General features: G+C 66.7%; 21 protein-coding genes. 8 read left to right on the forward strand and 13 right to left on the reverse strand.

The genetic code is table 11. The features are described from left to right. Positions 1 to 24 precede the first annotated feature (24 nt). The 5 genes from FWJ47_RS11235 to FWJ47_RS11260 all read left to right on the forward strand — a co-directional run bounded on the left by FWJ47_RS11235 (position 25) and on the right by FWJ47_RS11260 (position 4,624). Positions 25 to 558, forward strand: coding sequence for a VOC family protein (locus tag FWJ47_RS11235; RefSeq protein WP_147108279.1), 534 nt, complete (start codon positions 25 to 27; stop codon positions 556 to 558). Further along, positions 555 to 1,601, forward strand: a complete 1,047-nt coding sequence (locus FWJ47_RS11240) for a pseudouridine synthase (RefSeq protein WP_246126284.1) — start codon at positions 555 to 557, stop codon at positions 1,599 to 1,601. The genes FWJ47_RS11235 and FWJ47_RS11240 overlap by 4 nt, the downstream gene beginning before the upstream one ends. A gap of 274 nt (positions 1,602 to 1,875) precedes the next feature. Then, positions 1,876 to 3,492 (forward strand): DUF2339 domain-containing protein, encoded by a 1,617-nt coding sequence (locus FWJ47_RS12095; RefSeq protein WP_170228567.1) that lies wholly within the window; start codon positions 1,876 to 1,878, stop codon positions 3,490 to 3,492. 81 nt (positions 3,493 to 3,573) lie between these two features. Beyond that, entirely contained in the window at positions 3,574 to 4,113 is a 540-nt protein-coding gene (locus FWJ47_RS11255) for an NUDIX hydrolase family protein (RefSeq protein ID WP_147108288.1), read from the forward strand. Between the two features lie 25 nt (positions 4,114 to 4,138). After that, on the forward strand, positions 4,139 to 4,624 hold the full coding sequence (locus tag FWJ47_RS11260) for a hypothetical protein (protein WP_147108290.1): 486 nt from the start codon (positions 4,139 to 4,141) through the stop codon (positions 4,622 to 4,624). A gap of 277 nt (positions 4,625 to 4,901) precedes the next feature. Here the strand turns inward: FWJ47_RS11260 and FWJ47_RS11265 are convergent, their stop codons facing one another. Next, a complete protein-coding gene (locus FWJ47_RS11265) occupies positions 4,902 to 6,134 on the reverse strand; it encodes a sensor histidine kinase (protein WP_170228568.1) in 1,233 nt (410 codons plus the stop codon). Between the two features lie 111 nt (positions 6,135 to 6,245). Between FWJ47_RS11265 and FWJ47_RS11270 the strand changes: the two genes are divergently transcribed. Then, positions 6,246 to 6,959, forward strand: a complete 714-nt coding sequence (locus FWJ47_RS11270; RefSeq protein ID WP_147108296.1) for a response regulator — start codon at positions 6,246 to 6,248, stop codon at positions 6,957 to 6,959. A gap of 477 nt (positions 6,960 to 7,436) precedes the next feature. Here the strand turns inward: FWJ47_RS11270 and FWJ47_RS12100 are convergent, their stop codons facing one another. The 9 genes from FWJ47_RS12100 to FWJ47_RS11315 form a co-directional block, all read right to left on the reverse strand. Continuing rightward, positions 7,437 to 7,706: a response regulator transcription factor gene (locus FWJ47_RS12100; RefSeq protein WP_170228569.1), complete on the reverse strand. Its 270-nt coding sequence runs from the start codon at positions 7,704 to 7,706 to the stop codon at positions 7,437 to 7,439. Positions 7,707 to 8,581: 875 nt separating this feature from the next. Then, positions 8,582 to 9,700, reverse strand: a complete 1,119-nt coding sequence (gene gcvT / locus FWJ47_RS11280) for a glycine cleavage system aminomethyltransferase GcvT (protein WP_147108302.1) — start codon at positions 9,698 to 9,700, stop codon at positions 8,582 to 8,584. A gap of 27 nt (positions 9,701 to 9,727) precedes the next feature. Continuing rightward, entirely contained in the window at positions 9,728 to 12,634 is a 2,907-nt protein-coding gene (gene gcvP, locus FWJ47_RS11285) for an aminomethyl-transferring glycine dehydrogenase (protein ID WP_147108305.1), read from the reverse strand. An 81-nt stretch (positions 12,635 to 12,715) separates the two neighbouring features. Beyond that, positions 12,716 to 13,666 (reverse strand): DUF368 domain-containing protein, encoded by a 951-nt coding sequence (locus FWJ47_RS11290; RefSeq protein WP_246126285.1) that lies wholly within the window; start codon positions 13,664 to 13,666, stop codon positions 12,716 to 12,718. A gap of 53 nt (positions 13,667 to 13,719) precedes the next feature. Next, entirely contained in the window at positions 13,720 to 14,319 is a 600-nt protein-coding gene (locus FWJ47_RS11295; RefSeq protein ID WP_147108308.1) for a nucleotidyltransferase family protein, read from the reverse strand. Then, a complete protein-coding gene (locus FWJ47_RS11300; protein ID WP_170228570.1) occupies positions 14,316 to 15,083 on the reverse strand; it encodes an alpha/beta fold hydrolase in 768 nt (255 codons plus the stop codon). The genes FWJ47_RS11295 and FWJ47_RS11300 overlap by 4 nt, the downstream gene beginning before the upstream one ends. Continuing rightward, entirely contained in the window at positions 15,080 to 15,871 is a 792-nt protein-coding gene (locus tag FWJ47_RS11305; protein WP_147108314.1) for an alpha/beta fold hydrolase, read from the reverse strand. Before FWJ47_RS11305 ends, FWJ47_RS11300 begins: the two co-directional genes overlap by 4 nt. A gap of 249 nt (positions 15,872 to 16,120) precedes the next feature. Next, a complete protein-coding gene (locus FWJ47_RS11310) occupies positions 16,121 to 17,629 on the reverse strand; it encodes an amidase (protein WP_147108317.1) in 1,509 nt (502 codons plus the stop codon). Then, positions 17,626 to 18,657: a 2,5-dihydroxypyridine 5,6-dioxygenase NicX family protein gene (locus tag FWJ47_RS11315; RefSeq protein WP_147108320.1), complete on the reverse strand. Its 1,032-nt coding sequence runs from the start codon at positions 18,655 to 18,657 to the stop codon at positions 17,626 to 17,628. Before FWJ47_RS11315 ends, FWJ47_RS11310 begins: the two co-directional genes overlap by 4 nt. Positions 18,658 to 18,746: 89 nt before the next feature. Between FWJ47_RS11315 and FWJ47_RS11320 the strand changes: the two genes are divergently transcribed. Next, on the forward strand, positions 18,747 to 19,793 hold the full coding sequence (locus tag FWJ47_RS11320) for a LacI family DNA-binding transcriptional regulator (RefSeq protein WP_147108323.1): 1,047 nt from the start codon (positions 18,747 to 18,749) through the stop codon (positions 19,791 to 19,793). A gap of 9 nt (positions 19,794 to 19,802) precedes the next feature. On the opposite strand, the gene FWJ47_RS11325 is transcribed toward FWJ47_RS11320, so the two are convergent. Both FWJ47_RS11325 and FWJ47_RS11330 read right to left on the reverse strand, forming a co-directional pair. Next, positions 19,803 to 20,645: a carbon-nitrogen hydrolase family protein gene (locus tag FWJ47_RS11325; RefSeq protein WP_170228571.1), complete on the reverse strand. Its 843-nt coding sequence runs from the start codon at positions 20,643 to 20,645 to the stop codon at positions 19,803 to 19,805. A gap of 41 nt (positions 20,646 to 20,686) precedes the next feature. Beyond that, positions 20,687 to 21,349, reverse strand: a complete 663-nt coding sequence (locus tag FWJ47_RS11330) for a flavin reductase family protein (RefSeq protein WP_170228572.1) — start codon at positions 21,347 to 21,349, stop codon at positions 20,687 to 20,689. Between the two features lie 178 nt (positions 21,350 to 21,527). On the opposite strand from FWJ47_RS11330, the gene FWJ47_RS11335 reads away from it, so the two are divergent. After that, complete coding sequence (locus FWJ47_RS11335; protein ID WP_147108332.1) at positions 21,528 to 22,550, forward strand: XdhC family protein; 1,023 nt, start codon at positions 21,528 to 21,530, stop codon at positions 22,548 to 22,550. On the opposite strand, the gene FWJ47_RS11340 is transcribed toward FWJ47_RS11335, so the two are convergent. Further along, positions 22,540 to 24,528 (reverse strand): TRAP transporter permease, encoded by a 1,989-nt coding sequence (locus tag FWJ47_RS11340; RefSeq protein WP_147108335.1) that lies wholly within the window; start codon positions 24,526 to 24,528, stop codon positions 22,540 to 22,542. The genes FWJ47_RS11335 and FWJ47_RS11340 overlap by 11 nt on opposite strands. Between the last annotated feature and the right edge of the window lie 2 nt (positions 24,529 to 24,530).

Genomic DNA, 24,530 nt, shown 5'->3' on the forward strand with positions numbered 1-24,530 from the left:
CCGCCTAGGCGATATACTTGACCCGTGATTTTCTGCCTTCCGTTCCTGATGTTCCAGGGCCGCGCCCAGGAGGCCATCGACCTCTACCTCCAGACCTTCCCCGACGTCGAGCTGCTGGAGGTCGTGCACCACCCGGAGGGAACAGAGGTCCAGGATCTCGCCCAGAAGGCCGAGAACCCCCGCGCCGAGGACACCGCGGACCTTGAGACTGTGGTGGACAGGCTCCCGACCCTGGTGGCCACCTCCCAGCTGCGGATCGGCGGGCAGGTGCTGATGCTGCAGGACTCCCTGGTCAAGCACGCCTTCGGCTTCACCCCCTCGATCTCCCTGTCCGTGGTCGTGGACAGCGACGAGGACTTCGACCGGATCGTCCACAACCTCTCCGCAGACGGCGAGTACCTGATGGAGCCGGGCGACTACGACTTCGCGAAGAACTACGCCTGGGTCAAGGACACCTTCGGGGTGACCTGGCAGGTCGTGCTGCCCTCCAACGCGGGCGAACCCGCGCCGGACTCCGTCGAGGCCGCCTCCCCCATTCAGTCACCCCGCTGGGAGTGAGCCGGCCCAACCTGCGGCGCTCCCCGCTTCCGGTCCGCAACGGCGTCAACGCCACCCGGCTGCGCGTTCCCCTCACCGGCCCCTGGCCCACGGTGCACGCCTACGTGCTGGAAGCCTTCGGACACCTGGACGCGGACGGAATCACCGCACGGTTCGACGCCGGGGAGGTCGTCGACGTCGAGGGCATCCCGCTGACCCCCTCCACTCCCCTCGGCGCGGCTGAGTTCATCTGGTACTACCGGTCCCTGCCCACGGAGGACCCGCTGCCGGTGACCGAGGAGATCCTCCATGAGGACGAGGACCTGCTCGTCGTCGACAAGCCGCACTTCCTCCCCACCACCCCCGCCGGCCGGTACGTGCAGGAGTCGCTGCTGGTGCGGCTGCGCAGCCGGCTCGGCTACGACGAGCTCATCCCCATCCACCGGCTGGACCGCGGCACCGCGGGCGTCGTGCTGCTGTCCAAACGTCCGGAGACCCGCGGCGCCTACCAGCTGCTGTTCGAACGCCGCGCGGTCAGCAAGACCTACGAGTGCGTCTCCGCCCTGCCGTCCGGAATCAGCCCCGCCGCGATGGCCTCCCGGTTCCCGCTGACCGTCCGCAGCCGCATCGAGAAGACCAAGGGGATCGTCGTCAGTGAGCGCATCCCCTACGAGGTGCGCCGATCCGGACGCCGCCTGGACGAGGCGCCCGGCCGGCGACGTCGCGCCGCGCAGCCCCCGGGGGCCAACTCCTCCAGCCGGGTTGAGCTGCTCCGTGCCGGCAGGAACCCGCAGGGAGCCGACGTCGGGCATTTCCGGCTGACCCCGCACACGGGCAAGACCCACCAGCTGCGCATCCACATGGCGATGCTGGGCGCGGGAATCATGCACGACCGGTTCTACCCGGACCTTTGGGACGACGCCCCGGATGACTTCGACGCGCCCCTGCAGCTGCTCGCCCGCACCATCGGCTTCCTCGACCCGCTCACAGGTGAGGCCAGGAGCTTCTCCTCGCGCCGGGCACTCGCAGAGGAGCCGGCGGCGCCGGAGCGGGCACACACCTGAGGGAAGGATGGACACCCCCTGACGGCGGACTCGTTGACCTGGCCGTTATGGGTGCCGGGCTTGGTCACATTACGGGAACAACTGCCGTCCACCCCCCGTGGACAAGCACTGTGACGGGCGCCCGGGTGGGTACGCTTGTGGGGTCCTCATCGCAGTGGTCCGAACCGGACGGCATCGGGGTTCCGCTCAGGTTCGAGTGGAACGATCGTCAGCCGACTGCGACTGCAGCACAACAACCTTCGTTCTGAATTTCACCCCCAGGGGAGGCTCCACCTTGACCGAGACGTCGTCCGAGGACTCTGCGCCCGCCGCGGCCGCCGAGCAGGAGCCTCAGGAGGACGGGACCAGCACAGTGAGACGCTACTCCTTCACTCCTGGTGAGGGCGTGCGCGACGTCGGCGCCCCCGGCGAGAAGGACTCGGCACAGGGACCCGACGAGGATGATGTCGTGCTGGCGGCCGACCCCCCGGCGGACCCCACTCCGAGCACCGGGTCCGGCAGCTCCGGGAAGCCGGACTTCTTCGACAGCATCGACCAGCGGCTGAAAACGTGGTGGAGCGGCCGTCGCACCCGTCGCCAGGCCAAGCAGCGCGCCCGTGAGGAGGCCCGGCGGGCCGAAGCCGAGCCCGAGGTGCCCGCCGCCCCGGCGCCCGCTGCCGCTCCGCAGACCGGCTTGCCCTGGGAGAATCTCGATGACGCCACCCAGGTCATCCCCGCCTACCGGGAGCCCGATGCCCCGGAGGCTGAGCAGCCCGAGCCCGATGCCCCGGACGACGACACCTCCTCGGAGATCCCACCCCCGCAGGAGGCCAATGTGCCCACGACCCTGCCTCCGGCGCCCGGTGAGGTCACCACCCGCCCCTCACCGCCTCCGCGGGTGCGCCGCGCCCTGGACGAGCAGCGGCAGCGCAGCGTCATCGCCCAGAAGGCGGCAGCCATCGAGGCCGCCACCTCCGCGTACCAGGAGCCGCCGCGCTACGAGTTCGCCGATGATGAGGAAGACCTCTACACCTACATCCCGCCCTACAACCTGCCGTCCCGGGACCCTGACCCGGAGCCGGACAAGTGGGACTTCTACCGTCGGATCGCTGTGAGCGTGGGCGCCTTCTCTGCCGTGTTCTCCGCGCTGTGGATGTTCGGGCTCTTCACCCCCGGCAGCAGCGGGATCCTCGGCAGTCAGCTCAGGGAGACCTGGTATGACGGCGACCTGGCGCTCCTCTCCCCCGACGAGTCCTGGTACTGGATATGGCCGGTGATCACCGTGGGGCTGGTCGCTCACGCGATCTTCCAGTGGAAGCCGTCCCAGGAGTCCACGCCCCGCCAGCGCCGCTCCGGCTGGCTGGTGGCCGGCACCGGACTGCTCATGACGCCGCTGACCCTTTCCCTCCACTACCAGTGGATCACTGTCGCCGCCCTGCTCTCCCTGGCGCTGGTGCCCCCGCTGCTGGAGGCCATCCGGCAGCTGAATCAGCACACCGCCCGCAACGACCTCGAACGCCGGCTCACCGATGAAGCTGTCGGCATCTTCTTCGGCTTCGCCCTGGTGCAGGCCGGCTCCGCGCTCTCGGTGCGGCTGACCTCCTGGGGCTGGGACATTCCAGGGATCCCAGCGAGCCTGTGGGCCCTCATCGGCCTGTTCCTGTGCGTATGGACGGCGGCCTTCTACTCGATGACCGAGCGCGGCCGCATCACCATTGCCCTGGCCCTGTCCTGGGGCATGATGTGGCTGGTGTTCCCGCGGGTGCTCGGCGAAGCCACCAGCGCCTGGGTAGCGGTGGGCGCAGCCATCAGCGCGTTCATCGTCATCCTCGCCACCCAGTCGCGCCGTCACCGCATCAACCACGCCGAACGCCGCGCCGCCATGGGCAGACCGCTCGAGGACATCATTTAGCCCGCGGCCGCGCAGCTCCCGGCCGGCGGCAGAAGCGCCGGCCTGCACGTCTCAGGAGCATTACTCTGGGAGAATCCCTGTATGAGCGTGCGGACACCTGACCCGAACCCCGGCTGGCTCTCTGAGGATGACCTCGACTTCGCCCGTCAGCGCCTTCCCATCGTCTACGTGGAGGCTGTCCCGGTGCGGTTGGACTCCCTCGGCTACGTGACCGAGGTGGGCCTGCTCTACACCGCCGACGACGAGGGCCGGTTCTATCGGTCTGTGGTCTCCGGCCGGGTGATGTACCGGGAGACCGTCCGGGCAGCGCTGATCCGTCACATTGAGAAGGACCTGGGGTCTCTGGCCCTGCCGCAGATCCCCGCCTCCCCCACCCCGTTCACTGTGGGCGAGTACTTCCCGTACCCGAGCGAGACCGGCCTGGTCGACGACCGCCAGCACGCCGTCTCCCTGGCCTATGTGGTGCCGGTCAACGGCGAATGCTCCCCGCGCCAGGATGCCCTTGAGGTGTCCTGGCTGACCCCGGACCAGGTCTTGGACTCCCAGACTCAGATGGAGTTCGTGGGCGGCCGGGAGAAGCTGGTGGCGCAGGCGCTGGCACACCTCGGACACACAGGCTGAGCGAGCAGAAAGCGAGCGAACGCGTATGACGACCCCCGCCCCGGAACGCACCGCTGGACGGCGTCGGCCCAAGAAGCAGACCGGTCCCCGGCCGCATCTCCGCCTGTCGTGGACCGCATGGCTGCTGGCCTGGCTGGCGCCCACCCTGCTGATGGGCGTGCTGCTGCTGGGCGCCGGGCTGCTGCCCGAGTGGCTCGACCTCGATTGGGACATGGAGTTCCTGGCTCCGCTGATCCCCTATATCGGCGGAGCCGCTGTGGTGGTGGGCGTCCCCGGCACCCTGCTGGTGGGCTGGCTGCTGCGTCACCAGCTCAACCCGCTGGTGCATGTCCTCGGCTGGGTGCTGGTGGGCCTGCTGTACGGCCCTGTGATCCTGCTGGCCGGAGCGAGCGGGCTGGTGCCCATGCTGATCCCGATCATCGGCTTCCCGGCCGGTGTGCTCATGGGCCTGAGCCGCTGGCTCGCCCAAACCATGGCCTACGTCATCGACCCTGCCGAAGAGTCCGAGTAGAGCTCCAGGCGTGGGGGCCGCTCGGCCCCTTTGCGCCGACGCAGCAGACTCAGGAGGGCCCGGGCAGCGAAGAGTGCCGCCCGGGCCCCAGGTCGGATGAGCGGGCCCGCCGGCGCCGTTGCACCAGAGCCCAGCGAGTGCTCCCTTCCCACCTGATATGTGCATCGCACCGTTACTGCGGTGCACTTAGGAGATTTTTCCGCCCGGAGGGCCGCCCCACCAGTCCACTTTCGTCTACAACTTCACATCGGCTTCAACGTCGTGTGAGCCGCGCCCTTCAGGCGGATTTCATCCCCGTGATGCTGATCCTCCAGGAACCATCGCGGTCGATGCCGTACGTGGTGGAGCCCCCGAAGGCGGCAGCCCGGTCACGCACCCCGATGAGGCCGGCCCCAGAGCTGGACCAGTGCTTGGCGCGGCGGCCTGTCCCCACCGGGTTGATGACCTCGAGGCTGACTTCCTCGGCCACCGTCAGCTCCAGCCGGACCGCAGTGGCCTCATCGGCGTACTTGGCTGCGTTGGTCGTGCATTCCTGCAGTATCCGGTACAGGGCCGCCCCGACGGAGCGGGAGAGGCTGCCGATGTCTCCGGTCACCTGCTTCTCCACGGTGAGGCCGAGGGATTCGAGCCGTTCGGTGAACAGATCCAGTCCACGGCGGACGTCGAGCTCTGAGGCAGAGGCATGGGACTGCCCGTTCTGTCTCTCCAGGGCCTGACCCCGCTCGGGGTTGAGGAGAGTGAGCACCCGCCGCATGTCCTTGAGCGCAGCCCGGGAGGCGTCCCCGATCACGCTCACGGCGTCCTGGTAGGCCTTGGGGGTGTCCTCCAGCTGGGCGGCGCGGGACTGCATGGCGATGATGGTGATGTCGTGGGCGACCACGTCGTGCAGGTCCTGGGCGATCGACTTCCGCTCCGCCGAGACCGACTCGCGGTGGCGCTGCTCCGCCTCCTCCAGGTCCCGGCGGGACTGCAGGCTCGCGTTGGTGGCGCGCCGGAAGGCGTCGCCGAGGCCGTAGGCGCACAGCACACCTGCGGCCACCGCCGCGCCGACTCCCAGGCCGAGCAGTCCCTCATCCGTGACGACGCCGAGCAGCACCGACCACAGAAGCATCACTGCCAGGGTCCCGCGGCGGAATTTCTTAGTGGAGGTCTGTGCCGTGAGCCCGGTGATCAGCAAGGCCACGAGAACCCCCAGCACCGTGCCCTCGACGAACAGGGCGAGGAGAAGCACAAAGGCGGCCGCCGCGGCCGCGTAGGTCACGCAGATCCACAGCAGCAGAACGCAGGCGATGGACAGCGCCCCCACCAGCGCCAGCTCCACGGGGAAGCCGTCCTCGTCCACGGAGAACAGCTCGATAATAATGTCCGCACCCAGAGCGATGCCGGCCCCCAGGGTCACGATGACCAGCATCCACTTGTTCAGCTGTCTGCAGGACCAGAAGCTGCCGGTCTCGAACTCCTCGAAGACGCTGGGGCGGGTCTTGGTGGAGCCGCTGGGGGACGATGGCATGGCCTCCACTCTATTCACCGTTCTGGGCACTCTCTGAATGTTCGCTGTAAGTGCGACCGCGCCCAGGGGAGGTCCAGGGAATGTGCGGCTGAACCGCCTAGGATTGCCACCATGACCGTATCCGATGAACACACTGACACACCGGCGGCGGGCCGGACCGTAGGTGTGCTCATCGCAGACGACCATCCGGTGATGTCCACAGCCCTGCGCACCTATGTGGACTCCTCTCCCGGCTTGGAATGCCTGGGTGAGGCCCGCGACGGCGAGACCGCGGTGGCCAGCTGCGATGAGCTGGGGCCCGACGTCGTCGTCATGGATCTGCATATGCCCGGCATCGGAGGCATTGAGGCGACGCGGCAGATCCGGGAGAAGTGCCCGGCGACCGCTGTGCTGGCGGTGACCACGTTCTCCACGGAGCGGTACGTGATCCCGGCCCTGCGTGCTGGGGCGGGCGGCTACATCGTGAAGGATGCGGAGCCCGCGGAGATCATCTCAGCGATCCGGCAGGTGCATGATGGCCTGGCCCCGTTCTCCCCGGCGGTGGCGCATCAGCTGATGGTCTCGGTGAAGAACGAACCTGCGCAGGTGGCCTCAGCCCTCACCCGGTTCAGAGAGGCCCCGCACATCCCCGAGCGGGAGCTCGAGGGCCTGCAGCTGCTCGCCCGAGGCTCCTCCAACGCAGAGATCGCCACGCAGATGTCCGTGTCCGAGGCGACCGTCAAGGTCTACATGGGCCGACTCATGCAGCGCCTCGAGGTCCGGGACCGGGTCCAGCTGCTCATCCGCAGCACCCAGCTCGGCCTCGTCGACCCCTCTCTCGACTGATTGCCCGAGTGGGCAGAAATCTGACCCATCGGACAATATGAATTGTTATTCCCAGACAGCAGACTTCTTAAGGCGGTTGCCGTCGCGGGTGCTGCTGGGGTCGTCACTAGCGCCATGATCGGAGTTGGCGGCGTAATGGGTTGCTGACCCCTGTCGAAAGGTGAACTCTATGGAGGCCAAAAAAGATCAGCCAGTGCGATGGTATAACGTCGTAGCAGGATCCACGGCCCCCTCGGCCTCGGACTATCACTCGGTTTTTCCAGTATTTTTATACTCTCAAGCGGTTTTGACGTATACACAGTTGTAGGAGGTGTATCACTTTCCGCAGGGCTTTCACTTTTATACCTCGGAGTCCAGTGGGAGCAACGGACCCGGGTGGTTGAGTGGCTGGCGCTGGGGTGCGGCTTAATAGGAGCGCCAGCTCTTGTCTTCTCCTTCTCAGTCCTATAAGAAGAATTCAATGTCGGCGGAAGCGGTTTACTCGCTTAACTCGAGCTCCACCAATCCCAATTCCGCAGCACGGATGACCAGTTGCGTGCGGTCGCGGACGAGGAACTTGCGGCAGAGGCTCCCGACATGAGCTTTGGCCGTTCTTTCCGTAATAACCATCGCGTTCGCGATTTCGCTGTTGCTCAATCCTTTGGCCACCAACGCGAGGGTTTCTTCCTCCCGCGGCGGCAAGTCTGCGGGGACGACGTTCTCCGCTTCTTTGAGAGAAGCCGTGACTTCATGAGAATCATTGACCACCTCCAACATCAATCCTCGAGCAACCTCTGGCGAGAGACAGACTGAGCCATCAGCGACCGCCCTCACCGCGTCAAGCACCTCTTGTTTCGAGGCATCTTTCAGGACGTAACCACTTGCCCCTGCTCTGAGAGCACGAATCCCTGGCGGCGCTGGAACTCCTTCAACGAAGCCTCGGCCCTGCTCCTCTTGGAACTGCTGCGATGAAAAGCTCGCCCAGTCCCATATGCCAATAAGGCGGGAATGCCAATGGCACCGCCATATGACAACAATGACGAGAAGTCCGCGCCCGACGTACTTATCCAGAATGCGCCTAAGCAGAGAACACATCCCAAATATGCGCTGGCCGCTGTCCCGGACTGGCGTGCCGCGATCAACGCCAATCCCAGCAGCACAAGGATCCATAGGAGCGGCCATGAACCGACCGCGCCCAAGACAAGAGCAGCGCCTCCGAGAGAAAACCAACAGGCCCTATCCAAGTTCCACCACATGGCCCCTATGAATACGCCCCATAAGGCATACACAGACAGGGTTAGCTGCGGATTGCTGAAACCTCCCTGGGCGGCAGCCGCCGCTGCGTCAAAAACGCGAAAGCGGTCAACCCACCGGTCAGGAGGAGCTGAAGCCGGGGCTCAGAAACCTGCTCTCGAGTCGCTGTCACGCTCCCCTCATTCTTCAGAACAGAAGGCAGCAACGACTGTCACACAGGAGGCTGCCCAAGCCCAGTGGTTCACCTGAAGCAGCCGTAAGAGCAGCAGAAGTCATCAAGACATTTGCAACGTGGCCCATAACTATCCTTCCAAGGAAGATCGATCCAACCCTCGGAGGGTAATACTGCTTCTGCGCACCCACCATTGGACCTAAGTGCAGTGCTTCTCTCAGCGGTGATAGAACGGCGGCTTGGTGACCTCGAAGTCCTGGGGCTTGCCACGAACGTCCACCTTCAGCGCCGTGGCCGGCTCCGTGTGGGCGACGTCGATGTAGGCGAGGGCGATCGCGTGGCCCAGGGTCGGACTCGGAGCGCCCGAGGTGACCTCGCCGATCACGTTCCTCGCGTCGTCGAGCACCGCGGACCCCGCACGGGCGGCACGCTTGCCGGCCGCCTTCAGGCCCACCAGCCGCTGACCCGTGGTCTTACCCAGACCAGCCTCGCGGGCCCGCTCCAGCGCCTCACGGCCCACAAAGGCCTCCGGCTTAGAATAGGAGACCACCGGCAGGCCGGCCTCCTGAGGCAGGCGGCCCTCGGACAGCTCGTGCCCGTACAGCGGCATTCCCGCCTCCAGGCGCAGCGAGTCCCTGGCGGAGAGCCCACAGGGCGCCAGCCCGAACTCCGAGCCCCGCTCCAGCAGCGCACGCCACAGCGCGCCCGCCTTGTCATACGGCAGGTACAGCTCGAACCCGTCCTCCCCGGTGTACCCGGTGCGGGCCAGCAGAATCTCGTCCCCACCGATGGTCACCGTGGTGTGGGCGTAGTACTTCAGGCCCTCCACCAGGTAGGTCTCATCCAACCGGACCGCGGAGGAGATGATCTCCTCCGCCTTGGGGCCCTGCACGGCAATCAGGCTGATGCCCTCCGTCTCATCCCAGACCTCGACGTCGAACCCGGCCGCCCGCTCCTCCAGCTCAGCGACGACGCGCTCCCGGTTGGAAGCGTTGGGGATCAGGAGGTACTCGGCCTCCTCGATCCGGTAGACGATGAGGTCATCGATGACCCCGCCGGCGGGGGTCACCATGAGCGTGTACTTCGCCTTCCCGGAAACCACCTTGCCCAGGTCAGAGACCAGCGCAGTGTTCAGGAACGCTGCGGCGTCCGGCCCCACCACGCGCACCTCTCCCATGTGGGAGAGGTCGAAGAGCCCGGCAGCCTCGCGGACGGCCCGGTGCTCGGCGAGCTCGGAGGAGTACTTCAGCGGCATCTCCCATCCGCCGAACCCGGTGAAGGAGGCCCCGAGGGCCTCATGCTCGGCGGCCAGGGGGCTCTGCTTCAGCTCAGTCATCTGACTCCTCAGTTCTGCCGTGCTCGTTCAGCCGGCGAATGCTTCGGGCGGCGGGCAGGCGCACACCAGGTTGCGGTCGCCGTGGGCGTTGTCGATGCGGCCCACCGGCGGGAAGTACTTGTCCTGACGCAGGTCCGCCACCGGGAACGCGGCCTCCTCACGGGTGTAGGCCCGCTCCCACTCATCAGCGACGACAACATCGGCGGGGTGAGGGGCATGCCGCAGCGGGGAGTCCTCCGCGGCGATCTCCTCGTCGATGACCGCCTGGATCTCGCCGCGGATGGTGATCATCGCCTCGATGAACCGGTTGATCTCCTCCAGGTCCTCGGACTCGGTGGGCTCCACCATCAGGGTCCCGGCCACCGGGAACGCGAGGGTGGGAGCGTGGAAGCCGTAGTCGATGAGCCGCTTGCAGACATCCTCTGCGGTGATGCCGGAGTCCTTGGTGAGCTGGCGCAGGTCCAGGATGCACTCGTGGGCCACCAGACCCTGGTCCCGGCCCTCGGGGGCTGCCCCGGTGTAGAGGGTCGGGTAGTGCTCGGCGAGCCGCGCGGCGATGTAGTTGGCGCTCAGCAGGGCGTGCTCGGTGGCGGAGGTGAGCCCGTCCGCGCCCATCAGGGCGATGTAGGCCCAGCTGATCGGCAGCACCCCGGCGGAGCCGTACGGAGAGGCGGTCAGCGGCGCACCGGTGCGCAGGGCGCCGGCGGCGTCGTACTCGTCGGTGCCCACCGTGGTGGTCGGCAGGAACCTCCGCAGGTGGTCCGCCACGGCAACGGGCCCGACGCCGGGGCCTCCGCCGCCATGCGGGATGCAGAAGGTCTTGTGGAGATTGAGGTGGCTGACATCGCCGCCGAAGGCGCCCGGCTTGGCCAGGCCCACCAAGGCGTTGAGGTTGGCGCCGTCGATGTAGACCTGCCCGCCGGCGTCGTGCACCTTGGCGCAGACATCCCCCACCTCGGTCTCGAAGACCCCGTGCGTGGAGGGGTAGGTGATCATGATCCCGGCGATCCGGCCCTCATTCTCGGCGATCTTCGCGTCGAGGTCCTCCAGGTCGATGGTGCCGTCCTCGGCGGTGGCGACCACGGCCACCTGGAGCCCGGCGAGGACCGCGGAGGCCGCGTTGGTGCCGTGCGCCGAGGCGGGGATCAGGCAGATGTCCCGGTCCTGGTCCCCGTTGGCCAGGTGGTACTGGCGGATGGCGTATAGCCCGGCGTACTCCCCCTGGGAGCCGGCGTTGGGCTGCACGGAGACCTCCGCGTAGCCGGTGATCTCGGCGAGCTTGGACTCCAGGTCAGCGATCAGCTCCCGCCAGCCCTCGGTCTGGTCCTGGGGCGCGTAGGGGTGGATGTTCGCGAACTCGGGCCAGCTGATCGGTGCCATCTCTGCTGCGGCGTTGAGCTTCATAGTGCAGGAGCCCAGCGGGATCATGGTGCGGTCCAGGGCGAGGTCCCGGTCGGCCAGGCGGCGCAGATACCGCATCATCTGGGTCTCGGTGCGCACAGTGTGGAAGATCGGGTGCGTCATGAACTCGCTGGTGCGGACCAGCTCGTCTCCGAAGGCGTAGTCGCCCTCGATCACGACGTCGTCATACAGCTCCGCGGCCGCGCTCGGCTTGGCGACCAGGCCGATGCCGTAGGCCAGCAGGTAAAGGTCCCGGGTGGTGGTGGTCTCGTCCACGCTGATGCTCAGGGTGGTCTCCCCCGCCCGGCGGATGTTGATGCCGAGGTCGGCTGTGCGGGCCACCATCCGGTCTGCCTCAGCGGCGTCAGCGGTGCGGAACTGGACGGTGTCGAAGAAGGATGTGCTGACCAGCTCCCGGCCGGAGGCGGTCAGCGACTCACCGACGGCCCGGGCCTGGAGGTGGATCCGCTCGGCGATCTCCTTCAGCCCGTCCGGGCCGTGGTAGACCCCGTACATCCCCGCGGCCACGGCCAGCAGGGCCTGGGCGGTGCAGATGTTGGAGGTGGCCTTCTGCCGGCGGATGTGCTGCTCGCGGGTCTGCAGGGCCAGCCGGTAGGCGGGCCGGTCCTCCGCGTCCACGGAGACGCCCACGAGGCGTCCGGGCAGCTGCCGCTGCAGGCCCTCCTTCACGGCGATGAACGCGGCGTGCGGGCCGCCGAAGAACAGGGGCACTCCGAGGCGCTGGGCGGAGCCGACGGCGATGTCGGCGCCCTGCTCCCCGGGAGGGGTGATGAGGGTGCAGGCCAGCAGGTCCGCAGCGACGGTGACCAGCGCCCCGCGCTCCTTGGCCTCGGCGATGAGCTCGGAGTGATCGCAGACGCGCCCCGAGGAGGCGGGCTGCTGCAGCACCAGCCCGCAGATGTCGCCCTCGGGCAGCCCGTCTGCGGCGAGGTCGGCGAATTTCAGCTCGATTCCCACAGCCTCGGCGCGGCCGGCGATGACGGCGCGGGTCTGCGGGAAGATATCGGCGTCGACCACCACGGGGGCGTCCGTGCGCTTCTTGTTGCCCCTGCGCATCAGCAGGATCGCCTCAGCGACGGCGGAGGCCTCGTCCAGCAGGGACGCGTTGGCGATGTCCAGGCCCGTGAGGTCCGAGACCATCGTCTGGAAGTTCAGCAGCGCCTCCAGACGGCCCTGGCTGATCTCCGGCTGGTAGGGGGTGTAGGCGGTGTACCAGGCCGGGTTCTCCAGGACGCTGCGCATGATGACCGCCGGGGTGCGGGTGCCGTAGAAGCCCTGGCCGATCATGGTGGTCTTCACCTGGTTCTTCGCGGCGTAGGCGCGCAGCTGGGCGAGGACCTGGTGCTCATGCCGGGCGGGCGGGAGGCTCAGGGCCTCCTCCTGCCGGATGTTTGCGGGGACCGCGGCGTCCACCAGCTCCTCCAGCGACTCGCAGCCGATGGTCTCGAGCATGGTCTTCTCGCCGTCGTGGGCGATGTGTCGTTCAGGAAATCCGGTCAGACGGGGGGCCATTTGACTGATTCTGCCACGTTCACGACGTCTTCACCGGGCGGCAGGGCGCAGTCTCGCTCTCACATTGACCTTCGTGCGCGGTCAATCCGCACTGAATTCCCGCTCCGGCTTCTTCGCCAGCCGGGCGTCGATGATGACCAGGAGGACCACGACGGCGAACCCGGCGGCGCCCAGCCCCAGGGCTGCGGGGAGGTTCTCGGCGGGGACGAGGAGGTCGCGGCCGTCGGTCTGCCAGGGCCAGAGGGTCCGCAGCGCTCCGAGCATGACGCCGGCGAGAACGGCCATCGTGATGGTGTGGTGGTTCTCCAGCAGCCATTTCAAGCCTTTGACGATGCTGACCACGCCCAGAAGCATGCCGAGGGCAAAGATGCCGAGGTAGCCGAGGTCGAAGTCGCGGGCTGCGGCCATCGTGGGCTCGTAGAGCCCGAAGGTCAGCAGCAGGAATGATCCGGAGAGCCCGGGCAGCAGCAGCGCAGAGACAGCGACGGCGGCCGCGGGCAGGATCACCCACCAGGCAGGCTCCGTGACGGTGGGCGGCAGGGAGACGAGGAACCAGGTGAGGGCTGCCGCGGCGAGCCCGGCGATCCAGTGCTTGGGCGCGAGCTTTCCGGCCATCCGCAGAGGCACTGCCAGGGAGGCGAGCACCATGCCGAAGAACGCGGCCCGAGTCAGCTCGGGGTGGTTCTCGATGGCGGGGCTGAGCAGTTGGACTGCGGAGAACAGGCCGATCGGCATGCCGATGAGGACCGGGACGATGATCTGCCAGTCGACCTCCTGCAGGTGGGTCCTGGCCGCTGCGCCGCGCGTGGCGGCGTCGTCGCCGGCAGTGGGCCCAGTGATGAGGCTGCGAGCCGCGGAGACGAGCGCGGAGGCGGAGCGGATGAGCTGGTGGTAGATCCCGACCACCAGGGCCACGGTCCCGCCGGAGACCCCGGGGACGGTTTCGACGACGCCGATGAGAGCGCCGCGGATCATGTTGCCGGGAAGGGAGGTGCGCCGCTCAGCAGCCGGCGCCGAAGATGCTTCGTTCACAGGCCACCAGCGTACGCGGCCCCGGAGCGGAGAAGTACGAGAGCACGAACCTGTCAGTGTGAGCTGAGCCGCTCCGCGTCCTCGGGGGTGTCGATGTCCCAGTCCTCCGCCATTCCGTCCAGGGAGACGAGTCGGGTGCGATGCTGGTTCTGCCTGAGGTGCCTGCGGGCGCCCTCATCCCCGACGGCGAGCGCCGCGGCCGCCTGCGCATCGCCCAGCTCCATGAGAACGGGGTGGGTGGGACGGCCGTGGAGGCTGCCTCGGGTGATCTGTCCGGGCTGGTGGGCCTTGAGCACCGCGTGGAGCGCCTTCGTCCCGATCGCAGGCTGATCCACGAGCGTGAGCACCGCTTGGTCAGCGCCGAGTCTCACAGCCTGTTCGACGCCGGCGCGGAAGGAGTCGGCCATCTGGCCTGCCGGAAGCTCAACGATGCGGGTCTGCCGCACCAGACCCGGCTCCTCGGCATCGAGGGCGGCCCTGACCTCATCGGACCGGTGCCCGAGCAGCAGCACAGGCTCCGTGCCAGCCTCGACGGCCGCCTGCAGCGCAAGGCCGGCAAGGGTTCGCCCGTGCCGGCGCAGCAGCGGTTTGGACACCCCGCCGATCCGTCTGCCCTGCCCGGCGGCGAGGATCACGGCAGCCGTACGAGTCACACTGCGAGCCTAGCGGGCGTCGATGCAGGGTGGAGGGACCGTGCGAAGTCGAGAAGGTGCTCCACCAGAAGCCGGGGCGCGGCGAGCATCGGCAGGTGGCCGGTGGGGAGGGAGGCTGTCTCTGCTCCGGGAGCCGCTTGCTGCATCCGCCGCTGAGCGTGCAGCGGTATGCACCGGTCGTGCGTGGTCTCCACGTAGAGCCGCGGCACACTTTCGAACCGGGTGAGGGTCCAGTCGGCGATGCCGAGCCGCACCGCTTCGGACTGCGGCCCCATCTGCAGAATGGCAGGGCAGGCGTCCTCCGGCCGGACATCGTGCAGGAGCATCTCCCACGCGGCGTCGCTGGTGAGCTCGCTGGCCCGGTGGTCGTGCGCTGCTGCGAGGCATCCCGCTCCGCCGAAGGTGGGGTCGTAGCCGGTGATTCGTCCGAGCCTGGCGTAGCTGATGCGGGCCGGGAGCATCAGTCCCGCGACGTAGGCCGTGCCGCGCACCAGGTGCGGGGCCCTCTCCCCCACTGCTGCGGCGATGGGGCCGGCGCTGCCGTGGGCCACCAGCAGCGACGGGCCGGGCAGCCGTTCGAGGAACCGCAGCACATGGTCGACGGCGTCGCTCAGCTCGGCGCCCATGTCAGCCCGCGGTCCTGTGCCTGGCAGAGCCAACGCGTGGGGACGGTGCCCAGCCTGTCGCAGACGTGCGGCTGTGGGCCCCCACACCCAGGCGCCGGTCCATGCCCCGTGCAGGAGGACTGCGTCCTGGCCGCTCACGAGAGCTGCTCCATGTGCAGCGCTGAGGCTTCGGCCGCTGGCGCAGATGGTGACGAAGCGCAGCGGGCGGCGAAGCTGCCTGCTGCCTCGGCCAGCTCCTCCGGCATGGAGAGCATGGGGCAGTGGTCGGCGTCGAGGCTCACCGCCTCGGCCCCAGGAATGAGCTGCTGCATGCGGCGCTGTGCGGCGAGAGGGATGGCACGGTCTCCGAGCGTCTCCACAAAGAGGCGGGGCAGCTTCCCGAACCGGTAGGCGGTCCAGGCCGGCTTGATGTCACGGAGGGCCTCGCTCTGGGGCCGCAGCAGCTGGGCGGCGCGCTGGGCATCGGCGGGCTCGGCGCGGTGGAACAGCAGGGAGGGAGCAGCATCGGCGGGGAGCATGCTGGAGCGGCGTCCGTCGAAGAAGGTGAGGTGGCCCCAGAAGCTGTTGGACCCGAAGAGCTGGAGGTCCCTGCGGATGTCTGCGAACGAGTAGCCGTGCGGGAGCATGATGCCGCCGATGAAGACGACGCCGGCGGTCTGCTCGGCGAGCCGCTCCGCCAGCTCAGTCGCTACAATTCCGCCTTCGCCGTGGCCGACGAAGATGTAGGGGCCTTCAGTCTCACCGAGCTTTTCCTCCATCCGCGCGGTGAGCCGGTTCAGGCTGCCGGGGAAGGGCTCTTCCTCCCCCACTCCGGGGACGCTGAGCGCGTGGACCCGGTGTCCCTGCCGGGTCAGGTGTGGCGCAAACTTCTGCCAGAGCCACGGGCCGGTCCACGCTCCGTGGATCAGCACGACGTCATATTCCATCTCCGGACCTTCCCTTGGTGCTCCCGCACCCTGGGAGCAAATGTTTCAGCAAACGCTTGCATTTGAGAATAGGAGGAGCGGAATCAGGGGGTCAATGGAATCCCGAAGCTTTTACACGGCGTTCACCCAACGGCATCAGACCGGGACTGATTCTCAACAGCTGATGCGGGGAGAGCAGGGAGAAGGGCCCCATACCGCTCGCACCCGCGTCTGTGCTCCTGGTATGGGGCCCGGCTTCTCCTCTGCCGCTCAGCCGAAGGGGCGAGCGGGGTGCCACGGCCCGTGCTGCTCGAACTCCGCGGCAAGGCCGAGCAGGGTGGCCTCGTCTCCCAGCCGCGCGACGAGCTGCATGCCGATCGGGATCCCCTCTTCTGTCTGGCCGAGCGGGAGACTGATGGCCGGCAGCCCGCTGGTGTTGAAGAAGTTGGTCATGGGACGCATCTCGGCCAGCCTGCGGTCCATGGATGCGTCGAGGGCGGCGGCGTCCTTCAGATCGCTCTCTTCGCCCGCCAATGCGGGGAGAGCTCCGAGGGTGGGGAGCAGAAGAACGTCCCACCCGTCCTCGAACCAGGATTGGACGCGGCCGGACCATTCGTTCAGCCAGTATTTCTCGGCGAGATAGTCGGCGGCGCTGGTGCTGCGTGCACGGTGCCGGTGCGCGGTGTTGCGCGGAGCGATCTCACGGGCGTGCAGCTCCCGTCCCAGGCGGGCCTCCACTCGTTGGGCCAGCAGTTCAAGGTCCACGGAGATCATGAGTCTGACCCGCTCGTTGAAGGCAGCTGCCTCAGTGAGGGCTACAGGGAAGGAGTCGACAACGTCGTGCCCCCGGCCAGCGAGCGCGGCGACAGTCTCGCGCAGCACGCGGAGCACTTCGGGATGCCATGGCTCGCCGTACGGGTCGGAGCTCATCACCCCGATGCAGAGGTTCTCAGGCGCGGCGGGCGGCTCTGCGGGCAGCTCGCCCGGCGCCAGGTAGCGGTCGCCGGGGAAACGGCGCGACATGTTCGCCGTCACGGCCGCCGAGTCGCCGACCGTACGTGTGAGCACACCTTCCACAGTGGCCCCGCCCCAGGACTCCCCTCCCCCCGCGGGGCCGAGGGAGATGCGTCCGCGGGACGGTTTGAGGCCGACGACGCCGCAGCAGCTGGCGGGAACACGGATGGAGCCTCCGCCGTCGGTGGCGTGTGCGACGGCGACCATGCCGGATGCGACGGCTGCTGCTGATCCCCCGCTGGACCCGCCCGAGACCCTCTCGGGCAGAAAGGGACTGCGGGTGATGCCGGTAGCTGCCGATTCGGTGAGCAGATGCGTGGCGAACTCAGGGGTGGTGGTGCGTCCGAGCACAATGAAGCCCTGGGCCGCAAGAGCAGCGTGGACGTTGGAGCCGGAGTCCCAGTCTGAGGCGGCATCGGCTAGGGCCGTGGTGCCGTACCGGGTCTCTTGGCCGGCGGCCTGGGCACGGTGGTCTTTGAGGAGGATCGGGACCCCGGCGAAGGGGGCGGCGTCGGGCGCGGCGGGGTCGGCGGCGTCGGCTTCTGCGAGGGCCTGCTCGGAGCGCAGCCAGCTGATGGCCCAGCATCTGGGGTCCATCTCGTCGATGCGGGCCAGCGCGGCGGAGACAAGCTCCACGGGGGTGACAGCGCCTGCTTTCAGCGCCGCGGCCTGGGCGCGGGCGTCCTGGGCGAGCAGGCCACGGGCGGTCCCGGCCGGCGACGACGCAGCGCCGCCGGCCGGGACCTGTGCGTGAGTGCTGGTCACTGGTGGATCAGCTTCCCGCTGTCGACCACCTGCACGTCGTCGCAGCGCACGGAGACTCCGCGCATCACGATGTCGAGGTGCGCAAAGGAGTCGTGCTCCAGGAAGGGGTGCGGGCCCGTGGACCACAGGTAGTTGCCGGCGAAGGCGCGGGCGTCCATACCCATGATCTCGTGCTTGGAGTACATGGCGGTGGCGAACCAGTTGGCGGATCGCATGATGCCCCAGCCCTGGTGGGACAGGGAGCGGGACCAGCGGTCGCCGATGTCGTCCATGTAGCGCTCGAGCATGCGAGCTTCGTGGCCGCCTGAGACGCTGACGATGTCACCGTCCTTCACTTCGAGGGTGACCTTGTTGTGCACATACTCCTTGAAGGGCAGCAGGATGTCGCCCTGGTCGAGGACGATGGTGCCGTTGGAGTCCTTGGGCCAGCAGAGGTTCATGGTGGAGGGCCAGTGGTCCCACTGCCCGGGCTTGTCGACGAAGCCCTTCTGGCCGCCGCCGTGGCAGTCGACCAAGGAGGCGACGAAGTCCGTGCCGGCCGGGGAGGTGACGTACATGCTCTCCTTGGAGTTCATGAGGTCAGCACCCCACTTCACACGCTCAGCATCTTCCTTGCTGGGCAGGTTGCGGGCGAGCACGTCGGGGGCATCGCAGATGAAGAGGATGCGGGTTCCGGTGTCGAGGACTTCGACCTGCAGCGGGGAGTGGATGAACCCCTCGTGGGTGACGTCGATGACGAAGTCCGCCCCCTTCAGCGCCTCCTGGACGACCTTGTTCTCCAGGATGGCTTCCAGGCCAGGGCCGGAGCCGGTGTGGGTGGCGGGTTCGGGCACGGGGGTGCCGGAGGGCACGGTCACCTGGGCGACGAGGCCGCCGAGGGCCCGGGCTGCGCCGTATGCCGCCTGGACGTAGTCAGGACGGCTGGTGGGCTCGGAGAGAACGATGACGTGCTCCCCCTCGGTGAGGTTGCACAGCTCGAACTCCTTCTTGAAGAGCTCAACCAGATCAATGCCTTGCAGGTCAGTCATGACCGTTCCTTTCTGGTAGGGATACTTGTCCTCAACTGTTTGCGCAAATGATTTGCGCAAAGTCTTTCTTGCAGTGTTGTATGGCCTGCATGCCAAGCGACGATCACACCGGCACAGGCTTCTACGACCGCCCCGTCACACTGCGAGACGTGGCAGACGCTGCGGGGGTCCACATCTCCACGGTGTCCAGGGCTCTGCGCCGGGCCTCCTCGGGAGGCGGGTCCTCCCGCACCCGGGAGTTCGATCAGCGGATCGCGGCGCTGGCCGAGGATCTGGGCTACACCCGCAACCCGAACGCAGCATCGCTGACCACCAACCGCTCCTCGGCCCTTGGCGTAGTGGTCCCGCATCTGACGGACATCGTTCTCTCTGCGGCCTACGACGCGATCGAGTCCACGGCGAACCAGGCCGGCTACGACGCCTTCGTGGCGAACAGCCATGACGATCCGGAGGCTCAGAAGCGACGCATCAACCTGCTCATCGGCCGCCGGGTGGATGGGCTGATCCTCGGCGACGCCCATCTCGACGGCACCAACTTGGAGTACCTCGAGCGGCGCCGAGTCCCCTTTGTGCTGGTGAACCGTCGCAGTCCGGGATACCTCTCGGTGGTCTCGGACGACTATGGGGGCGGCTACCAGGCGGGCAAGCACCTGGCCGCCCTGGGCCACACCCAAATCGGCATCGTGGGCGCAGCGCAGTGGGCCTCGACCGCCTACGACCGTGCGAAGGGCTGCGTCGACGCGCTCGCTGAGGCTGGCATCGACATCCCCGAGCACTGCATCGTCAACACTGGATTCGACGCCCGGGAGGGGCATCAGGGCGCTGAGCAGCTGCTCGCCCTCGAGGACCGGCCAACGGCCATCTTCACAGTGAACGACTTCTCTGCGATCGGCGCGATGGGCGCCGTGACGGCAGCGGGGCTGCGCCCGGGACATGACATCGGCGTGGTGGGCTACAACGACATCTCCATCGCCTCGGAGCTGCCGGTGCCGCTGACCACAGTCTCCAGCCCCTTCCAGGGGATGGGCGGACGGGCCGTGGAGATCCTCCTGGCCGTCCTCCACAACCTGCCCGCATCCCCAGTGACCCTGCCCACCAAACTGGTGGTCAGGGATTCCACAGTTCCCCTGACGTAACAGCACGGCCTACCTCTCCCCATATCCAGCCGGTGCGTAGTGGCCGGGAGATGTGAGATCTTTCAGGTAGGGAATGGCTCCACGGGAGCGGGAAATGTCGCCGAGGTCCACGGAGGCACTGGCGACTCCGGGGTTCTCACCCAGTCCAGCCAGCACCTCACCCTTGGTAGAGACCAACCGGCTGTGGGCCGCAAATTTCACCCCGCTTGGATTGGTGCCGGTGAGTCCGGCCGCAGCAAGGAAACAGCCGTTCTCGAGTGCACGAGAGCGCGTGAGCAGATCCCAGGCGTAGAGCCGCTCCCGCCCAAAGGCCGCCGGGACACCAATAATCTCTGCTCCTCGGAGAGCAAGATCCCGAACTACTTCAGGAAAGCCGGCTTCGTAGCAGATGGCCGCCCCGACCATGCCGATGCGGGTTGGGGCCAGTGCGGCGGGTCCTGGCTCAGTGATGAACTTCTGAGACTCCTTGCCCCAGAGGTACTGCTTGGAAGCCCCAGTGATAGTTCCTGTCTCATCGACGACGACGGCCCAGTCGAGAAGGTCACCATCGTGGGTCTTGGCCAGCAGCGCGGTGACAATGATGATTTCGTATTGTCTGGCCCACTGGCTGAGCAGCTGGGTATGGGGACCCTTCGGGGGGTCTGCCAAAGCGGAAAGGTCATAGCTGAGGTCGTAGCCGGTGATGAACAGCTCCGGCAGTACGATCAGATCGATGCCTTGGGCAGCCAGTTGCTCCACATAGGCCTGCGCCTGAGCGACATTCGCCTGCTCCTCGCCCGGAGCGGCCTCCATCTGGACCACACCCAGGCGGGCAGCGCGGAAGCTTTCTGCGGTCGCTAAGTCGCCTGACACTGCGGCGACACCATTGAAACGACCTCTTCCGTTCCTGGTGCTCATCGTGCACCCGCAGGCTTGTGCACAGGCGTCTCCACCACAGGTGCAGGGATCTCGGTCTCAACAGTGGAGAACCAGGGGCCGGCCAGGCGAGCCAGTGGCTGGAGCAGGGAGTTGTCAACCCGGTACCTCGCGTCCACCACACCGGGGGCGGCGTGCACACGGAGCACGCGCGCGAGCAGCATCACATCGGTGCCGACGTCAATAGTGCGGTCCAAGACGCATTCCATGCTGATGCCAACGCCAGCGATGCGCGGAGCATCGATGTCCTCGCAGGGCAAGGTGGCCAGGCCTGCGAGTTCGTGCTCGTCAACCTCGCCGGGGACCTCCTGGCTGCTGATCTGCACGGCGTCGAGGTGGTCCCGGGCCGGAATGTTTATGGTGAGCACCCCCGTCTGCTCTGCGTTGACAAGCGTATGCTTCGGATCACCGTCGACCCGACGAGTTACCGAGATCATCATGGTGGCCGGCTCCCGCGATGCCACAGTGAAGAAGGAGAACGGCGCAAGGTTTGCGACGCCATCCGGGGACGTCGTCGACACCCATGCGATGGGCCGGGGCTGAGCTGCGCCGACCAGGAGCTTATAGGCAATAGGCGTGTCCAGGGCTTTAATGTCGATGCTCTGTGCACCTGTGGTTCCACCGGTGGCAGTGTCAGCCAAGTGAATCTCCCCTCGTTTGTGCGATAGCTTGCGAGAACGTTTGCATTTCAACTTAAAGGTCGCCGACACCCCCGTCAACGCCGAGTGAAACCTTTTACATTCGGTTCATACGGGGACTCACTGAGGCAACATCCCAGACATACAGTGAACTTACTGCAACCGATTGCCGACGAAGGATATGCGCATCATGCTGGACCGTCTTGCCGAGTACGCGCGGTGCTTTGAGGACCCCGAGAATTGGGCCGTTGCCACAGCCATCTCAGTGGCAGGATCTTCCCCTGCGCCGGTGGGCACTTCTATGGCAGTCTCCCGCGACATGGAGATCATCGGCTCACTCTCTGCAGGGTGCGCAGAGTCTGCTGTGGCGGTGCTCGCACAGGAATGCATCATCTCCAGAGAGCCTGTCCGCGAGGTCTTCAGTCCCGACGGTGAGCGCATGGGCTCGGTGGCACTTACCTGTGGCGGCACGCTTGAGGTGCTCATCGAGCCGCTGACCTCTGTCAGCGAGCTTGAGGCCCTCAAGCAGCTCTCTTCCCAAGATCCGCGGGAGAGAGCCTCTATCACTCGGCACGTTCCAAAGTTCGGCCTGGATCTCTCCCTGCACCGCCCGGCCGCTCCAAGGCTGATTCTCTCGGGAGCTCACGACTACTCGGCTGCCTTGGCACAGATCGCCCTGCAGTCGGGGTGGCGTGTGAACCTGGTGGACCTGCGTCGGGATTTCGCGACCACGGCCCGGCTGCCGATCGGCACCGACATCCGCCTGGGGCATCCGCCGTTCGTCATCAGAGAGCTCCTGGAGAACGAAGCGCAGGAGGGCTCCTTCACTGCGGTCTGCGTGATGACGCACCATCCAGATTTGGATGTTCCCGTCCTCGACTCTGCGCTGAGAACGCCTGAGACGGCCGTACACTTCGTCGGAGCCATGGGCTCCCGCCGCGCGTCATCGAGAAGAAACGCGGCCCTTGAACGGCTCGGGCATTCAGATGAGGAACGACGTCGCGTGCACTCTCCTCTGGGCTTGGATATCCAGGCGGCGACACCGGCAGAGACCGCCGTGTCCATGTTTGCCGAGATTATCGCAGCCAAGAACGCCGCCAGCGCGCGGGGCGCGTCGTTCAGCATGAGCGAGGGGCCTTTGCACCGGCACCGCCCCGAAGCTCAGAGCATCGTGGTCACACCGGAGGCGCACCTCACGCCATAAGGCGCTGCTTAGTGGGTATACGGCCGCGACGAGACCAGTCCCAAGCGAGCAGGCCAGCCACACTCGCCGCCATCAAGCCGGTCATGAAGTACCCCGGGTAGATCAGACCCATTGCCCCCAGGGCATAGGCGGCTCTCCTCATGCGTGCTAAGTTTCGGAACTGATAGCCGATCACAGCCGCGGACAAGGAATACACGCCCAGCAGCGCGGTGGAGGTATACCACACCGTCTCACCGAGCGTGCCCTCCAGCAGGAGCGCTGGCGAAAAGGCGAAGGCGAAGGGCACCAGGTAGGCGGCGATACTGATGTTGAACGCGGTGAGTCCGGTCCGGGCGATGGGGCTCCCGGCGATGCTGGCAGCAGCGAATGAGGAGAGGGCCACCGGCGGAGTGATCATCGCCAAGCAGGAGAAGTAGAAGATGAACATGTGCGCGACTAGCGGAGCGACGCCCATCTCGATCAGAGGTGGCGCTGTCAGCACAGCGGCCATGATGTAAGCGGCCGTGCTGGGCATACCCATTCCCAAAATAATAGTGACCACGGCGACAAGCACCAGGGCCAGCCCCACGTGCCCTCCGGAGAGGGCGAAGATCAATTCGGTGAACCGCAGTCCAATGTTGGTCTGGATGATGACGCCTACCACTATGCCGGCTGCTGCGCAGGGCAGGGCCACGCTCACGGCCCTGCGCGCTCCGTTCTCCAACGCCTTGAGGACCGCGTAGGGCGTGAACCAGGTAGCTCGGTGCAGGAACCCGACTACAAGCGCCACCACGATCGATTCGAATGCCGCGGACATCAGGGAACGGCCGGAGAGGACCATATAGACCAGGTAGAGGAACGGAGCGAGCAGATGAATGCGAGTGATGATCTCTCTTAGCCCAACCCGCTCATCCTTGGGCGTGGCTTGGATGCCGTCCTTCGCAGACTGCTTGTTCACCATGAAGAAGGCTGAGACGAAATAGAGCACCGCGGGAATGATCGCCGCGACGATCACCTCGTGGTAAGGCATTCCGATCATCTGCGCCATGATGAAGGCACCGGCCCCCATGATCGGCGGGAGGATCTGACCACCGGTGGAGGCCATGGCTTCCACTGCCGCTGCGAACCGTGCTTTAAATCCGATGTGCTTCATCAGAGGGATAGTGAAGACCCCGGTGCTGGCCACGTTGGCCACCGAGGACCCATTGACCGATCCCATCAGGGCGCTCCCGACGATGGCCGCTTTGGCCGGCCCTCCCCGGAAGCGCCCGGTCAGAGCCAGCGCGATATTGATGAACAGCCTGCCCCCGCCGGACACTTCGAGGAATGCCGCGAAGAGCACGAAGTAGAAGACGTAGTCGGCGGATACACCGACTGGAGTGCTGAACATTCCCTGCAAGGTGAGGAACTGCAGCTCCACGAAGCGCTCCAGACTCAGCCCCTGATGGTAGAGGAGCCCGGGAAGGTGATTGCCCCAGGCTTGGTAGGCCAGAAAGATGAGCACCAAGAGGCTGAGGCTCAGACCCGCGATCCGGCGACACGCCTCAAGCACCAATATGGTGATGCCAATGCCGACCAGCACGTCGACCACCAGAATACTGTCGACAAACTGCACCCGCGTGGTAATGCGGCCAGCCTCCAGCCAGTAGAACGCAGCGATCCCCAAGGAGGCCATGACGAGCAGCAGATCCAAGGCTGTCATCCACACCGGCTCAGGACGCTTGTCGCATTCGCTCTGGATGCTCATCTCGTCCATGGCCTCGTCAGGAGCGACGCCCTTCTTCTGCCAACGGCGGAGCATCGGAGCGGTGGCGAAGACGACCGCGGTGCCCATAGCGACGTGCACCGGCCGGAAGACCATTGAATCGGGGGCTCCGAAGGCGGCGCTGTACACATGGAATATGGACCATGCGATAGCAAGCAGGGCCGATATGTGGAGGAACCCCCGCAACTCGAAGAGCCATCCCAGGCCTCTTGGGGCGACCGGTGCATGTGTCATGC

It is taken from the genome of Nesterenkonia populi (assembly GCF_007994735.1).
Classification (GTDB): Bacteria; Actinomycetota; Actinomycetes; order Actinomycetales; family Micrococcaceae; genus Nesterenkonia; species Nesterenkonia populi.